Source organism: Planomonospora sp. ID67723, assembly GCF_015711605.1.
In the GTDB taxonomy this organism is placed as follows: domain Bacteria; phylum Actinomycetota; class Actinomycetes; order Streptosporangiales; family Streptosporangiaceae; genus Planomonospora_A.
The window spans coordinates 45,976-60,106 of sequence record NZ_JABTEZ010000008.1 but is presented as its reverse complement, the minus strand read 5'-3'; the positions used below and the strand labels follow the sequence as shown (position 1 = coordinate 60,106).

Sequence of the window (14,131 nt, the reverse complement as noted above, 5' to 3'; positions counted from 1 at the left end):
CTCCCCCTGAACGGTCTCAGGGGGACCCGTGTTCGATGTCCAGTTCTTCGTCAAGGCGTTCGTCACGATGTTCGTCATCATGGACCCGCCCGGCGTCATCCCTCTCTTCCTGGCCTACAGCAGCGGGCGCAGCTCGGCGGAGCGCAGGCGCATCGCCTGGCAGGCGCCCATCGTCGCGTTCTGCCTCATCGTGGTCTTCGCGGTCTTCGGCCAGGCGATCCTCGGCTACCTGAACGTCGAGGTGCCGGCCATGCAGATCGCCGGCGGCCTGCTGCTCCTGCTGGTGGCCCTCCAACTGCTGACCGGGGAGACCGAGCCGCCGGCCGGGAGCATGAAGTCGAACGTCAACGTCGCGCTCGTCCCGCTCGGCACGCCTCTGCTCGCCGGGCCCGGTGCGATCGTCGCGACGATCGTCTTCTCCGGGCAGGCGGAGTCCAAGAACGGCGGCATCCTGGCCCTCGCGCTGGCCATCGCGGCCGTGCACATCCTGCTCTGGGTCTTCATGCGGTTCTCGGTGGTCATCGTCCGGGTCGTCAAGGAGAACGGCATCGAGCTCGCCGCCCGCATCGCGGGCCTGCTCCTGTCGGCGCTCGCCGTACAGCTCATCATCACCGCCGTGCGCACGCTCCTCGCGACCGGATGACCGGTCTCCGCCGACCCGAGAGGGGGGCGCCGGTGAACCGACCGAGGAACGCCCGCAGTGAGGGACGAGCGAGGACGTGACGAGGGCGGGAGCCGGTTACCAGCCCCCGAGCCGGCCGTGCGGAGCACGGCCCATCACCACAGCGCAGCATCGCCATCGATAGGGCAGTAAGGTTCTGAGACGTGACAGCGCGTATCGAGCGAGTGGTGACCGAAGGCGTCGTCGATGTCGACGGCGTCGAGCACAAGGTCGAGAACAACACCTGGATCGTGGGTGACGATGAGGAGGTCATCGTCATCGACCCCGCGCGTGGCGCGGAGAAGATCCTGGAGCAGGTCGGTGAGCGGGAGGTCCTCGCCGTCATCTGCACCGGCGGCCTGCCCGACCACGTCGGCGCGGCCATCGAGGTGGCCGCCCGGGACGAGGCCGTGGTCGCCATGCATCCCAAGGACAAGCCGCTGTGGCGGCGGACCTGGCCCGACACGTGGCCGGACATCGAGCTGGAGGACGAGGGCGTGTTCGCCGTCGCCGACGTCGAGCTGGAGGTCATGACCACCCCCGGGGTCACCCAAGGCGCCATCTCGCTCTACTGCGAGGAACTGGACGCGGTCTTCACCGGCAAGACGCTGCTGGCCGACGGCCCCGGCAAGATCGGTGGCGAGTACCCCGCCCTGGCCGACCAGCTCTCCACGATCGGCGGGCGGTTGTTCACCCTGCGCCACAGCACCCGCGTGCTGCCCGCGCACGGCGAGGAGACGGTCATCGGCGAGCTGGAGCCGAAGTTCGACGCCTGGCTGTCCGGCTCGCTGACCGGCGGCGCCGAGGCCGCCGACGAGGGCCCGCTGACCGACGGGACGCGCGCGGCCGGGATCCGCCTGAACATCGACGGCGACTAGCCCTCGATGGACCAGCTCCCCCTGGAGGGCATGCCGCGGCGGCTGTACACATGCACGCCGTCGCGGCTGAACACCTGGCTGGACTGTCCCAGGCGTTACCGGTTCACCTACCTGGACCGGCCGACCCCGCAGCGGGGGCCGCGCTGGGCCCACAACAGCGTGGGCGTGAGCGTGCACAACGCCCTGGCCGCCTGGTGGCGGGAGCCGTACGACAGACGCACTCCGGCGATGGCGGGCGTCCTGCTGGCGAACGGGTGGATCGGCGACGGGTTCCGGGACGCCGAGCAGTCGTCCGCCTGGCGCGACCGGGCGCGGGAGATGGTCTCCGGGTACGCCACGACCCTCGACCCCTCCGACGAGCCCGTCGGCGTCGAGCGGACCGTGGCCACGCGGACCTCCGTCCTGGCCCTGTCCGGGCGCGTCGACCGGCTCGACCGGCGGGGTGAGGAGCTGGTCGTGGTCGACTACAAGACCGGCCGCCGCGCGCCGACCGGCGACGACGCCCGGTCCTCGCTGGCGCTGGCCGTCTACGCCATCGCCTCCTCCCGCATGCTGCGCCGGCCGTGCCGGAAGGTGGAGCTGCACCACCTGCCGACCGGATCGGTCGTCGAATGGGAGCACACCGACGAGTCGCTCGCCCGCCACCTGGGCCGCGCCGAGGAGATCGGGAGCGAGGCCGCCGAGGCGGACGAGCGCTACCAGGCCTGGGCGGGCGGCGTGGGCCGGGCCTTCGGAGGAGCGGCCGGATCCCGCTCCCGATCCGGTACGGCGGGCGCCACGGGTGCCGAGCGCGTGCCGCCGGTCGTCCCCCCGGAGATCGACGCGATCTTCCCGCCGAACACCGGCCCGCTCTGCTCCTGGTGCGACTTCCGCCGCCACTGCCCCGACGGCCAGGCCGCGGCCCCGGACAAGGAGCCCTGGGACGGTCTGGCCGGCTGAGGAGCCGGGGGCGCCGGGCCCCCGCCCGTAGAGCCCGTTCACGAGGCCGGGGCCGGCTCCGGGCGCGGGCGGGTCAGGCGGCCTCCACGGCGCCCGAGGGCCAGCGGCGGGGATCGGTCAGGCCCTTGAGTCCCCGGCTCACGTCGTAGCCGGCCGCGCCCAGCCGTTCGCGTGACGCGGTGAGCATCTCGCGGGTGTACGGCATGAACGCGCGGTCGTGGACGGGCTCGGGGAGTGTGTTCATGCCCAGCCGGAACGCCTTCAGTGCGGCGGTCACCGTGGCGCGCGGCACCTCGGGCAGCACGCCGTACATCTGCCTGGCCCAGCGCGGCAGCGAGTAGTAGCACAGTGCGCCGAAAGGGAAGTAGGCGGGCTTGCCGGGGTTGAGCATGCGCAGTTCGGCGGGCAGACGGGGCCAGAGCAGGAATCGGACGGTCTCGGCGGCCTCGGGGGTGACCTTCAGCCTGGTCCGCATCCCGGCGAAGTAGTCGCCCATCTCCGCCAGCGAACCCGGCACGTCCTCGGCGTGCAGGCCCACGTAGGTCGCGCTGCGGCGCTGCTCGGCCAGGTAGCGGTCGGCCTGGCGGGCGGTCAGCCCGAGGCCCGCCCGGCGCGCCACGGACAGGTAGGAGGAGACCTCGGCGCAGTGCACCCAGAGCAGCAGCTCCGGGTCGTCCACGCGGTGGACCTTCCCGGTGTCGGGGTCGTCGATGCGCAGGGTCCGGTGGATGGCCCGGACTCTGCGGCCGATCTCGTCGGCCTCCGCCGGGCTGCCGAAGGTGACCCGGCCGACGAAGTCGGCGGTACGGCGCAGCCGCCCGAACGGGTCCTCCTGGAAGGTGGAGTTCTGCCAGACGCCCCGCATGGCGAGGGGGTGCAGGGCCTGGAGCATCAGGCCCCTGACCCCGCCTATCCACATGGAGCGGTCGATGTGCACCAGCCAGGTCGCGGTGTGCGGGGGCTGGACGACGATGTCTTCGATGCTCGTCATAGTAAGTAGATGGTTACATACCATTCGACGGCTCGTCCAACAGGGGTCGCCACAGGTTCACCGATCCGGGCGGAGGCCCAGGCGGAGGGGGGCATGCCGGGCGGCCCGGCGCCCTGAGCCGCCGGGGCGCTCAGCTCAGCAGGCGGGCCTCGGCGGCGTTCCAGAACCGGGTGAGGGCGGCGGCCGTGGTCTCCGGGGCCTCCACGGCGGGAGAGTGCACCGAGCCGGGGACGACCACGCAGTCGGCGTCCAGCCGCCGCGCCATCTCGGCCTGCATCCGGGGCGGCCAGCCGTCGTCGTGCTCGCCGTACAGCACCAGGGTGGCCACCCCGACCTGGGTGAGCTCGTCGCACCGGTCGGGTGCGGTGAGCACCTGCCGGGTCATGGCGGCCATACCGGTCGGAGAGTTGGAGAACAACCGCTTGCGCAGGAAGGCCACGATCTCGTCCGGCACCCCGGCGGCCAGCGCCTCCGGCTCCATCCGGTTGTGCCACAGGTGCTCCATGCCGAGCTCGGGCAGCTCCGCGAGCATGGTCCGGCCGAAACGCTCGCGCGGGCCCACGATCGCCGCGGGCCCCGAGCTCATCAGCGTGTAGGAGGCGAACTTGGTGCGGCCGTCGATGACCGCCTCACGGGTGACCAGCCCGCCGAAGGAGTGGCCGACCAGGTGGACGGGCTCGCCCTCGCCGATCGTCTGGGCCAGGACGTCGACGTCGTTGCCGAGCGCCGCGCAGGTGTAGGCCTCCGGATCGTCGGACCCCGCCGTCTCGAACTGGCCGCGCATGTCGATCGCGATGACCCGGCGGCCGGACTGGGCGAGGGTCTGCAGGACCGCGATGAAGTCTTCCTTGCTGCCGGTGAGACCGGGAACCAGCAGGGCGGGCCAGCGCTCGGGGACGCCGCTGACGGGCAGCGCCTCCAGCGCGGCGAAGGAGCCCACCGCGGTGTCGATCGAGGCCGGGCGGACGCCAGGAGGCAGGGTCAGAAATCGCGGCGTACTCACGTGAGACCACGATACCGCCACGGCCGGGATGACTCGGTGGCTCCGGAGACGGCGGAAGGGGCGCCACCCGTGCGGGTGGCGCCCCTTCTACGCGCCGCTACGGCTGGTTCGGGCGCCGCGGGCCCCGCTGGCCCCTGGGCTGGGGCCGGCGGCGGTTCTGGACGCGCTCGGAGGCCGCCGAGGGGGCGATCTCGTCGTCGTCCGTGGCCAGGTCCGGAGACTGGAAGATCACCGTGAACGGACTGGCCGGGATGATCTTTTCTGGCTGGGGCCGGGGCTGGGGGGTCTCGAGCACCGGCTCGTCCTCCCAGGCCGGGGCCTCGGCCACCGCCGGCTCGCCGAGGCTGACCTCGGGGTTGAGACCGGCCTTGCGGGTACGGCCGCGCCGGGGCGCGGGCTCGTCGTTGCTCGGTGCCACGTCCGCCTCCACCGGAGGAAGTTCGACGACTTCTACGACATGCTCCTGGGTCGTGACGGCCTCGGCGGGTGCCGGGGCCTCCTCGGTGACACGGCCGCCGCGGGTGCGACGGCTCCTGGGCTCCTCGGCGGGACGGTTCTGCGGCTCCTCCGCGGGAAGGGCCTCGGTGACCGCCTGCTCCGTGGTCTCGGCGCTCCGGCCGCCGCGGGTGCGGCGGCGCTCGCGAGGATTGCGGGCGGGGCGCTCGCGGCGCTCCTCCCGCTCCTCGTCACGTCCCTTGCGGGGACCGCGCGAGCGGGTGCGGCCGGTCTCGCCGAGGTCCTCGACCTCTTCGGCGGCCAGGCCCGCGCGGGACCGGTTGGCGCGCGGCAGCACGCCCTTGGTGCCCTCGGGGATGCCCAGCTCGCTGTAGATGTGCGGGGAGGTCGAGTAGGTCTCGACGGGGTCGGCGAACGAGAGCGAGAGCGCGTTGTTGATGACCTTCCAGCGCGTGAGGTCCTCCCACTCCACGAAGGTCACCGCGACGCCGGTCTTGCCCGCCCGGCCGGTGCGGCCGATCCGGTGCACGTAGGCCTTCTCGTCCTGCGGGCAGTCGTAGTTGACGACGTGGGTGACGTCGTCGACGTCGATGCCGCGCGCCGCGACGTCGGTCGCGACGAGCACGTCGATCTTGCCGTTGCGGAAGGCCCGCAGGGCCTGCTCGCGCTGGCCCTGGCCGAGGTCTCCGTGGACGGCGGCGGCCGCGAAGCCGCGCTCCTTGAGCTGCTCCACGACCATGTCGCAGGCCCGCTTGGTCTCGCAGAAGACCATCGTGAGCCCGCGGCCCTCGCACTGCAGGAGGCGCCCCAAGATCTCGATCTTGTCCATCCGGTGCGTGCGCCAGACGAACTGCGTGGTCTGCGGGGTCGCCTCGGCCTCGGCGTCGTTGTTCTCGGCCCGCACGTGGGTGGGGCGGTTGAGGTAGCGCCGGGACAGGGCGACGATCTCGCCCGGCAGGGTCGCGGAGAACAGCATCGTCTGCCGCTCGGCGGGGACGAGCTTGATGATGCGCTCGATGTCGGGCAGGAAGCCCAGATCGAGCATGCGGTCGGCCTCGTCCAGGACGAGCATCGTGATCTGGCTGAGGTCGAGGTGCTTCTGCTTGACCAGGTCGAGCAGGCGGCCCGGGGTGCCGACGATGACGTCGACGCCCTGCTTGAGCGCCTCGATCTGGGGCTCGTAGGCGCGCCCGCCGTACACGGTGAGGATGCGGGAGCCGAGCTTGCCGCCGGCCGTGACCAGGTCCTCGGTGACCTGCAGGGCCAGCTCGCGGGTGGGCACGACGACCAGTCCCCGCGGCTTCTTGCGGTTCTTCCGGGGCTTGCCGACACGCTGGAGCATCGCCACGCCGAAGGCGTAGGTCTTGCCGGTGCCGGTGCGCGCTTGGCCGATGATGTCCTGGCCGCTGAGGGCCAGGGGGAGCGCCATCTCCTGGATCGGGAACGGCGCGGTGATGCCCTCGGTCTCGAGGGCGTCGGCGATCTCTGGTGTGACTCCGAGGTCTCGGAAGGTCGTCAGCTTGGGCCTGCCTAAATCTCCGTTGAAGGCAGTCCTGCCGGGACCACGGGCGAAAATATCCCCGTGCCGGGTCCTCGCGGAAGGGCCAGCCCTCTCATTTCATCAGCGACCGCTGCGGCGTCACGCCGACTTTTGGGGGCGTCCGGGGGCAGGTCCCCCGGATTAACACAGTGCGGTCGCACTTTCACAGACGAGTGTACCCGATACCACAACAGGGAATCGATTTCTCGGCATTCCCGCTGAATGGCGGGGGCGTTCCGCCGCCCGCAGGGCAGCCGGCCGCCCGCCCTCCGGAGACGCCGGGCCCCGTGGCTCGTAGGCTGCGCTCATGAGTGATTCCTCTCCCGGTGTCGCCGACCTCCTCGGTGTTCTCGCCTATGCCGAGCTGACCGCGTTCCTCCGCCTCGCGGAGGACGCCGCGCGCCTCGCTCCGACGCTCACCGACCGGGCCGCGCTCGGGGATCTCGCGGCGGCCGAGTACGCGCACTTCCGCCTGCTCCGCGACCGCCTCGCCTCGCTCGGGGCGGACCCCGAGGAGGCGATGGCCCCGTTCACCGGACCGCTGGACGCCTGGCACGAGCAGACCGCGCCGGGGGACTGGCTGGAGGCCCTGGTCAAGGCCTACGTCGGCACGGGGATCGCGCTCGACTTCTACCGCGAGGCGGCGGCCCACGTGGACGAGGAGACGCGGCGGCTGGTCGAGGAGGTGCTCGCCGACGAGGGGCGCTCGCAGTTCGCGGTGGAGCGGGTGACCGTGGCGATCAAGGAGGACCCGAAGCTGAGCGGGCGGCTGGCGCTGTGGGCCAGGAGGATGGTCGGCGAGGCGCTGAGCCAGGGGCAGCACGTGGCCGCCGTGCGGCCGGAGCTGGCGGCGCTGCTGGTGAGCGCGGAGGAGGAGGACATCGCCCGGATGTTCGCCAAGCTGACCGAGGCGCACGGCAGGCGCATGGAGGCCCTGGGCCTGACCCCGGGTCCCTGACGCCGGTTGCGGGTCTCCGGTCCAGGCTCCCGGCGCCGGCTGAGGGCTCCGATTCCGGTTCCCGGGGAATCGGTCTGCTGATCGGGCGGCGTGAAGGCACCGAACGGTTGTACGGTGCGAGACATGAGGGCCTCGCGCCGCTACGGCAGTTCCTTGACGAGATGTGGGCCGAATCGCTGGGCTTCGCGCGCAGTGCTGCGAAGGGGGAGCGCGGACTGCCCGGCCACCGACCCGGGACGGGAGGCCGCCCACCGGGCCCGCCGGGATCCCCGCCCGCGCGGCTGCGGACTCGGCGGGCGGGGAGAGTGCCCGGGCGGCGAGTGCTAGAGGGTGCCGCCGAAACCGACCGGGCGGGCCTCCTCCTCGCCGATCTCGATGAAGCCGAGGGAGGCGATCGGGACGAGGACCTTGCGGCCCTTGACGTCGGTGAGGGAGAAGATCCCCCGGTCGGCGGAGAGGGCCTTGCCGAGTTCCTCCTCCACCTGCTCGGCCGAGAGGTCGGTCTCCATCACGAGCTCGCGGTGTACGGAACGCACGCCGATCTTGACTTCCATTGTGTCCTCTTTTCGACGAGGGCTGCCGTCCCATCGTCGCCCCGATCGGGATCTGACGCGCCGGTTGATCGCGTCAAGCGAACAGACGTCCCGTTCGGGGGCGCCGGTGAACCAGCCGGGGAACGCCCGCAGCGCAGCGCAGCGAGGACGTGACGAGGGCGGGAGCCGGTTACCGGCCTCCGAGCCGGCCGGGCGGAGCACGGCCCGTCAACGCAGACGGCCCATCGCCGCAACCCGTCAACTCGTGCGGGGGAAGCCGGAGATGCCGCGCCAGGCGAGGCGGGCCATGAGCTGGGTGGCGGCGTCCTTCGGGATGGAGCCGGTGCTGCTGATCCAGTAACGGGCGCTGACCTCGGCCATGCCGACCAGGCCGACGCCGAGGAGGCGGGCCTCGTCGCTGGAGCAGCCGGTGTCCTCCTGGATGACCTGGCTGATCATCTCGGCGCTCTCGCGGAGGTTGCGCTCGATGCGCTGGCGAACCTGGGCGACGTTGCGCAGGTCGGACTCGAAGACGAGGCGGAACGCCTCGCCCTGGCCGGAGACGAAGTCGAAGAAGGCGCCGATCGCCGCCTGGACGCGCTGCTTGTTGTCCGTGGTGGAGGCGAGGGCGTCCCGGCAGCGGGTGATCATGTCGTCCACGTGCAGGTCGAGCAGGGCGAGGTAGAGCTCCTGCTTGCCGGGGAAGTGCTGGTAGAGCACCGGCTTGCTGACCCCGGCCCGCTCGGCGATCTCGTCCATCGCGGCCGCGTGGTATCCGTTCTCCACGAACACCTCCTGCGCCGCGCTGAGCAGCTGGCGGCGGCGGGCCATGCGGGGCAGCCGGGTGCCCCGGGGCTTGGCGTCCGGGGTAGCGGTCACGGCGATCTCCTTGCGGGATGCTCCTATTGAGTGCCCGGGGCATCCGCCGGGCCGCCGCTGGCTACGCGCGACCCCGTCGCCGGGCACTCCACGTCTCGGGCCATCCTACGCGCGGGTAACCAGGTCAGCGATAGTCGTCCTCGTCGAGGGCGACCTCCCGGCTCTGATCGGTGGCGTCCGCCGGGTCGGCGTCGAACGGGATCCGGTCGGGCCAGGAGGAGCCTGCGGCACGCATCTCGCGGTGCTGCTCGGCCGCGTCGGCCTCGGGGGTCTCGACGTCCACCTCGCCGCCGGTCCCTCCGGACGAGGTGTCGTCGATCTCCTCGAGGGTGTCGCTGTTCACATCCATCTCCGACATCGGCCCGTCCTTCCGTCCTTCGCGAACAATGGACGTCACCCAGCGTACGTCGCCGCCGCCCACCTGCTCGACAAGGCAGTGGCATCGGTTTCCCCGTGGCGGGTATGTGCCCCCTCGGTGAGTTTTCCATTCACTTGGTGATATTTCCGAACACATGCGCGAAAATCGATGGAGAACCCTCCGGCGTAACCGAGGCAGGGAGGCGCCATGCGGAGCATCTGGAAGGGCGCGGTGTCCTTCGGGCTCGTCACGATCCCGATCAGGCTGTACACCGCGACGGAGCAGTGCAACGTGGCCTTCCACCAGGTGCACCGGGAGGACGGGGGCCGGGTGAGGTTCCGCCGGATCTGCGAGGTCTGCGGGGACGACGTGCCCTTCGCCCACGTGGCCAAGGGCTACGAGCTGCCCACCGGGGAGATGGTGGTGCTCGGCGAGGACGACTTCGACGACCTTCCGCTGCCGACCGCGCACCGGATCGAGGTGCTCCAGTTCAGCCCCGCCGACCAGATCGACCCGATCCTGCTGAACAAGTCCTACTACCTGGAGCCGGACCCCGTGGGCGTGAAGCCGTACGTGCTGCTCCGGGACGCGCTGGAGCGCTCGGGGCGGGTGGCCATCGCGAAGGTGGCGCTGCGCCAGCGCGAGTCGCTCGCGGCGCTGCGGGTCCGGGAGGGGGTGGTCGTGCTGGAGACCATGCTCTGGCCCGACGAGGTGCGCGAGGCCGGCTTCGGTTTCCTGGAGGAGAGCGTGGAGATCCGCGCCCAGGAGTCGCGGATGGCCGTCTCGCTCATCGAGACCATGAGCGGGGACTTCGATCCGGCTGCGTACCACGACGCCTACCGGCAGGCGCTCCAGGAGGTCATCGAGGCGAAGGTGGCCGGCCACGAGGTGGTGCGGCCGGCGGCTCCCGTCGCCGAGGGCGGTCCGCCCGCGGATCTGATGGACGCGCTGCGGGCCAGCGTGGACGCGGCGAAACGGGACCGGAAGGCGCCCGAGCGCAAACCCCGCAAGACCCGGAGGTCCGCCTGAGGCGGCGTGCCCGCGGGTCCCGCCCGGGGCGGACACGCCCGTGCCGCGGGCCCTTGCGGGCGCCGCGGCACGGGATCGTCGGACGGAGGCGTACCGCCTCTGTCAGTAGGTGAACTTCTGCCCCTTGTTCAGGTAGTACTTGTGGGCACCGCCCCAGAAGCCTGCGTTGCCGACCACGTTGCGCCAGTTCTCCGTGGCGCGCCGGCACTTGCCAACGGTCGTCTGGCCGGGGTAGAGGACATCCACCACCTTGTACAGCCTGTTGGTACTCGGCTTGATGCCCGGCTTCCTGCGCACGTTGAGAACGCTGCCGGCGGAGACGTTGCGCACCTTGTAGAAGCATGCGGTTTCGGCGCTGGCTGGAGCCGCGGTGGCGGCGCTGAGGGCGACCATGCCGCCGCCGGCGATGGCCGCTGCCGCGATGGTGCTCGCGAGGCGCTGGAACTTCATTTTGGTCACTTCCTTGCAGTCGTTTCGGACTAACTTGTCACCTGAATAACCGGACATCCATCATTGAAATGGACATACGTGATTAATGGTCAGGCGGAAGTCGTCGGACGCGTCTTTTCTCAAGGTCCGTGCATGTATGAGCAACCGCGACGCACCCGGACCCATCGTGTGAGCGCCGCGTCACCGGCTGTCCGGGGCCGTTCGAGGTCGTCAGGACAGCCTGTAGAGCTTCTTCAGGTAACGCCTGTGGGAGTAGCCGTCGTTGCCGCCGACGCCGGTCACGGCACGCCAGTTCGGCCGCTCCTTCTTGCATCGGCCGAACGTGATCTGGCCGGGGCGGAGGACGTCGATGACGGTGGCGTCGCTGAAGGGCGCTTCGCGTACGGCGAGGGCGCTGCCGGCGGGGACGTTGCGCACCCGGTAGCTGCAGGTCGCCGCCTCCGCGGCGGTTGCGGTGGCGGCGCTGAAGACGACCGTGCCTCCGCCTGCGACGGCGGCTGCGATCAGAGCGCCAGCGAGTCGCTTAAAGATCATTAGTCACTCCTTCTCTCTCGATGCGGTGACTATCGCCTTGATGTCCGGATTCATGCGCCGAAAACGGGCACCGAGAGTCATATACCAAACACATAGAGTTACAAGATGCCCTCTTTTGTCTTTTTCGGACAAAAGGGACATGCCGCAGAGTCCGGGCGGACTCCACGGCATGAGGAAAGGCGGGAAGGGGGTGACGGTCGCTCTAAAGACCGAACTCCTCGGTCGTGCCGAGCCTTTTCAGGTTCTTCTGCCGGGCGTAACCACGCTTGAGGTCCCGCGTGCCCACGATCTTGTGCCAGTTCTCGCCCTCGCCGTATCCCTGGCAGCTCCCCAGGGTCCGGTCGCCCTTGCGGACCCGGTCCACGACCTTCCCCTTCCGGGAAGGCTTGGCCTTCACCGGCGCGCGGTGCTTGATGAGGAACACGCAGCCCAGCCCCCTGGCCTCGGCCGGGCCCGCCAGCGCGGCACCTGCCGCCACCGTGCCCCCGGCGGCGACGGTCGCCGTGACGAAGGCGGCGGCGAAGCGCTTGAGTCGCATGGTGTAACTCCTTCTCGACGTACTCGACGTAAGAGCCTGTTCCGTCCTGGATGTCACCGTTCGAGGGTCAATGGGGGGCGACGCTCGGGCATATGCCGAACGCTTAGGTTCTCCCGGTTCCTTCTTGTGGAATAACGTCGGAACAGGACGTGAACCTCGGGAGGAAGCGTGGGGGACAGGCCGATTCCGTGCTGGCCGGGAGAGCTGGTCGACCTGGGAGGACAGCGCGTCCACGTGCGCTCGACCCCGCGCGGGCCCGCCGAGACGGCGGTCTACGTGCACGGGCTCGCGGGCTCGGCGACCAACTGGACCGACCTGATGGGTGAGCTGTCGGACGTGGCGGTCGGCCACGCGGTCGACCTGCCCGGCGCCGGGCACTCTCCGGAGCCTCCCGGCGGCGACTACTCCATCGACGCCCACGCCCGGACCGTCGCGAGGCTGATCGAGAGGGTCGCCGAGCGTCCCGTCCACCTGTTCGGCAACTCCCTGGGAGGCGCGGTCTCGGTACGGCTGGCCGCCACCCGCCCCGAGCTGGTCCGCTCGCTCACCCTCGTCTCCCCGGCCATGCCCGACCTGCTGCCGAGGTACGGCCCGGCGCGCGTGGCCCTGTCGGCGGTGCCCGGACTCGGGGAGTGGGCCTTCGACCGGCTGCGCGTCCTGCCCGCCGAGCGCAGGCTCAACGCGACGCTCGGCATGTGTTACGCCGATCTCGGCCGGGTGCACCCGGAGCGGCTGCGGGAGGCGGCCGAGGAGCTGCGCCGCCGGGACGGCCTGCCGTACGCCGGGAGTGCCCTGCTCAACTCGGCCCGCGGCCTCGTCGCCGAGTACTTCAGGCGAGGCGAGGACAGCCTCTGGCGGCAGGCGGCTCGGATCCAGGTGCCCACGCTGGTGATCCACGGCCGCCACGACCGGCTCGTCAACCCGCGCATGGCCGCCCGGGCCGGGCGGACGTTCCCGCACGTGCGGCTGGTGTTGCTGCCCGACGCCGGGCATGTCGCCCAGATGGAACTACCGGAAAGGGTGGCTCGTGAGGCGCGCCGTCTGATATATGAGACGACTCCCGTCTCGATTGGGGAATGACGGGGGCCCCCGGCTAGGTTGTGAGGGGTGCGCTAGCCGCACCACTCAAGACCCCCTGAAACGGGAGCAGAACTGTGTCGTTGCCACCGCTGGTAGAGCCGGCAGCCGAGCTGACCGTCGACGAGGTGCGCCGTTACTCGCGTCACCTGATCATCCCCGACGTGGGCATGGCCGGGCAGAAGCGCCTGAAGAACGCCAAGGTGCTCTGTGTGGGCGCCGGCGGTCTGGGCTCTCCCGCCCTGCTGTACCTCGCGGCGGCGGGCGTGGGCACCCTGGGCGTCATCGACTTCGACGTCGTCGACGAGTCCAACCTGCAGCGCCAGGTCATCCACGGGCAGTCCGACGTGGGCCGGCCCAAGGCCGAGAGCGCCGCGGCCTCCGTCCGGGAGATCAACCCGCTGATCGACGTGGTCGTCCACAACGAGGTCCTGACCACCGACAACGTCATGGAGATCTTCGCCCGGTACGACCTGATCGTCGACGGCACCGACAACTTCGCCACCCGCTACATGGTGAACGACGCGGCCGTCCTGCTCGGCAAGCCGTACGTCTGGGGTTCGATCTACCGCTTCGACGGCCAGGCCAGCGTCTTCTGGGCCGAGCACGGCCCCTGCTACCGCTGCCTCTACCCCGAGCCCCCGCCGCCCGGAATGGTCCCCTCCTGCGCCGAGGGCGGCGTGCTCGGCGTGCTGTGCGCGTCGATCGGCTCGATCCAGGTCAACGAGGCCATCAAACTGCTCACCGGCATCGGGGAGCCTCTGGTCGGCCGGCTGATGATCTACGACGCCCTGGAGATGACCTACCGCTCGGTCAAGATCCGCAAGGATCCCGAGTGCGTGCTCTGCGGCAAGAACCCGACGGTCACCCAGCTCCTGGAGGACTACGAGGCGTTCTGCGGCGCCGTCTCCGCCGAGGCGCAGGAGGCCGTCTCCGGCTCCACGATCACCGCGACCGAGCTCAAGTCCTGGCAGGATTCGGGCGAGAACATCTACGTGATCGACGTGCGCGAGCCGAACGAGTACGAGATCGTCTCCATCCCCGGCGCCGTGCTCATCCCCAAGGGCGAGTTCCTCAACGGCTCCGCCCTGGAGAAGCTCCCGCAGGACAAGAAGATCGTGCTGCACTGCAAGTCGGGCGCCCGGTCCGCCGAGTGCCTGGCGATCGTCAAGAACGCCGGCTTCTCCGACGCGGTCCACCTCGGTGGCGGTGTGCTGAGCTGGGTCAAGACGATCGACCCGAGCCTGCCGACCTACTAGGTCCACCCGGTTCTGTACGGCCGACGCCCCGCCGAGCACCTGCTCCGC

At 70.7% G+C, this 14,131-nt stretch carries 16 protein-coding genes; 7 read left to right on the top strand and 9 right to left on the bottom strand.

All coding sequences use genetic code 11. From position 1 onward, the window contains the following. The first annotated feature begins 28 nt into the window (after positions 1–28). The 3 genes from HS041_RS37645 to HS041_RS37635 all read left to right on the top strand — a co-directional run bounded on the left by HS041_RS37645 (position 29) and on the right by HS041_RS37635 (position 2,478). Entirely contained in the window at positions 29–643 is a 615-nt protein-coding gene (locus tag HS041_RS37645) for a MarC family protein (protein ID WP_196445700.1), read from the top strand. Between the two features lie 182 nt (positions 644–825). Then, a complete protein-coding gene (locus HS041_RS37640; RefSeq protein WP_196445699.1) occupies positions 826–1,539 on the top strand; it encodes an MBL fold metallo-hydrolase in 714 nt (237 codons plus the stop codon). A gap of 6 nt (positions 1,540–1,545) precedes the next feature. Then, positions 1,546–2,478, top strand: a complete 933-nt coding sequence (locus HS041_RS37635; protein WP_196445698.1) for a RecB family exonuclease — start codon at positions 1,546–1,548, stop codon at positions 2,476–2,478. 73 nt (positions 2,479–2,551) lie between these two features. On the opposite strand, the gene HS041_RS37630 is transcribed toward HS041_RS37635, so the two are convergent. The 3 genes from HS041_RS37630 to HS041_RS37620 all read right to left on the bottom strand — a co-directional run bounded on the left by HS041_RS37630 (position 2,552) and on the right by HS041_RS37620 (position 6,357). Beyond that, positions 2,552–3,469 (bottom strand): oxygenase MpaB family protein, encoded by a 918-nt coding sequence (locus tag HS041_RS37630; protein ID WP_196445697.1) that lies wholly within the window; start codon positions 3,467–3,469, stop codon positions 2,552–2,554. A gap of 130 nt (positions 3,470–3,599) precedes the next feature. After that, a complete protein-coding gene (locus tag HS041_RS37625) occupies positions 3,600–4,472 on the bottom strand; it encodes an alpha/beta fold hydrolase (RefSeq protein WP_196445696.1) in 873 nt (290 codons plus the stop codon). 97 nt (positions 4,473–4,569) lie between these two features. After that, positions 4,570–6,357: a DEAD/DEAH box helicase gene (locus HS041_RS37620; protein ID WP_196445695.1), complete on the bottom strand. Its 1,788-nt coding sequence runs from the start codon at positions 6,355–6,357 to the stop codon at positions 4,570–4,572. 418 nt (positions 6,358–6,775) lie between these two features. Between HS041_RS37620 and HS041_RS37615 the strand changes: the two genes are divergently transcribed. Beyond that, complete coding sequence (locus HS041_RS37615; protein WP_196445694.1) at positions 6,776–7,426, top strand: ferritin-like fold-containing protein; 651 nt, start codon at positions 6,776–6,778, stop codon at positions 7,424–7,426. Between the two features lie 323 nt (positions 7,427–7,749). Here the strand turns inward: HS041_RS37615 and HS041_RS37610 are convergent, their stop codons facing one another. The 3 genes from HS041_RS37610 to HS041_RS37600 form a co-directional block, all read right to left on the bottom strand. Next, complete coding sequence (locus tag HS041_RS37610) at positions 7,750–7,980, bottom strand: DUF3107 domain-containing protein (RefSeq protein WP_196445693.1); 231 nt, start codon at positions 7,978–7,980, stop codon at positions 7,750–7,752. 237 nt (positions 7,981–8,217) lie between these two features. Further along, positions 8,218–8,838, bottom strand: a complete 621-nt coding sequence (locus HS041_RS37605; protein ID WP_307845643.1) for a TetR/AcrR family transcriptional regulator — start codon at positions 8,836–8,838, stop codon at positions 8,218–8,220. A gap of 124 nt (positions 8,839–8,962) precedes the next feature. Then, complete coding sequence (locus HS041_RS37600; RefSeq protein ID WP_230880404.1) at positions 8,963–9,196, bottom strand: hypothetical protein; 234 nt, start codon at positions 9,194–9,196, stop codon at positions 8,963–8,965. 207 nt (positions 9,197–9,403) lie between these two features. Between HS041_RS37600 and ku the strand changes: the two genes are divergently transcribed. Then, entirely contained in the window at positions 9,404–10,225 is an 822-nt protein-coding gene (ku, locus tag HS041_RS37595) for a non-homologous end joining protein Ku (protein WP_196445692.1), read from the top strand. A gap of 102 nt (positions 10,226–10,327) precedes the next feature. Here the strand turns inward: ku and HS041_RS37590 are convergent, their stop codons facing one another. The 3 genes from HS041_RS37590 to HS041_RS37580 all read right to left on the bottom strand — a co-directional run bounded on the left by HS041_RS37590 (position 10,328) and on the right by HS041_RS37580 (position 11,747). Next, complete coding sequence (locus tag HS041_RS37590; protein ID WP_196445691.1) at positions 10,328–10,675, bottom strand: hypothetical protein; 348 nt, start codon at positions 10,673–10,675, stop codon at positions 10,328–10,330. Positions 10,676–10,885: 210 nt separating this feature from the next. Beyond that, entirely contained in the window at positions 10,886–11,209 is a 324-nt protein-coding gene (locus HS041_RS37585) for an SH3 domain-containing protein (RefSeq protein WP_196445690.1), read from the bottom strand. Between the two features lie 202 nt (positions 11,210–11,411). Continuing rightward, complete coding sequence (locus HS041_RS37580) at positions 11,412–11,747, bottom strand: hypothetical protein (RefSeq protein WP_196445689.1); 336 nt, start codon at positions 11,745–11,747, stop codon at positions 11,412–11,414. A 168-nt stretch (positions 11,748–11,915) separates the two neighbouring features. Between HS041_RS37580 and HS041_RS37575 the strand changes: the two genes are divergently transcribed. Further along, positions 11,916–12,827, top strand: coding sequence for an alpha/beta fold hydrolase (locus HS041_RS37575; RefSeq protein WP_196445688.1), 912 nt, complete (start codon positions 11,916–11,918; stop codon positions 12,825–12,827). Positions 12,828–12,901: 74 nt separating this feature from the next. Further along, positions 12,902–14,083 carry an adenylyltransferase/sulfurtransferase MoeZ gene (moeZ, locus tag HS041_RS37570; RefSeq protein ID WP_196445687.1) on the top strand — a complete coding sequence of 394 codons (1,182 nt, stop codon included), beginning with the start codon at positions 12,902–12,904 and terminating at the stop codon, positions 14,081–14,083. Positions 14,084–14,131: the final 48 nt, after the last annotated feature.

Excerpts from the sequence above, each read along its gene's own strand:
- HS041_RS37635 (WP_196445698.1), top strand. The coding sequence starts at position 1,546 with ATGGACCAGCTCCCCCTGGAGGGCATGCCGCGGCGGCTGTACACATGC.
- HS041_RS37630 (WP_196445697.1), bottom strand. The coding sequence starts at position 3,469 with ATGACGAGCATCGAAGACATCGTCGTCCAGCCCCCGCACACCGCGACC.
- HS041_RS37620 (WP_196445695.1), bottom strand. The coding sequence starts at position 6,357 with ATGGCGCTCCCCCTGGCCCTCAGCGGCCAGGACATCATCGGCCAAGCG.
- HS041_RS37615 (WP_196445694.1), top strand. The coding sequence starts at position 6,776 with ATGAGTGATTCCTCTCCCGGTGTCGCCGACCTCCTCGGTGTTCTCGCC.
- HS041_RS37610 (WP_196445693.1), bottom strand. The coding sequence starts at position 7,980 with ATGGAAGTCAAGATCGGCGTGCGTTCCGTACACCGCGAGCTCGTGATG.
- HS041_RS37600 (WP_230880404.1), bottom strand. The coding sequence starts at position 9,196 with ATGTCGGAGATGGATGTGAACAGCGACACCCTCGAGGAGATCGACGAC.
- ku (WP_196445692.1), top strand. The coding sequence starts at position 9,404 with ATGCGGAGCATCTGGAAGGGCGCGGTGTCCTTCGGGCTCGTCACGATC.
- HS041_RS37590 (WP_196445691.1), bottom strand. The coding sequence starts at position 10,675 with ATGAAGTTCCAGCGCCTCGCGAGCACCATCGCGGCAGCGGCCATCGCC.
- HS041_RS37585 (WP_196445690.1), bottom strand. The coding sequence starts at position 11,209 with ATGATCTTTAAGCGACTCGCTGGCGCTCTGATCGCAGCCGCCGTCGCA.
- HS041_RS37580 (WP_196445689.1), bottom strand. The coding sequence starts at position 11,747 with ATGCGACTCAAGCGCTTCGCCGCCGCCTTCGTCACGGCGACCGTCGCC.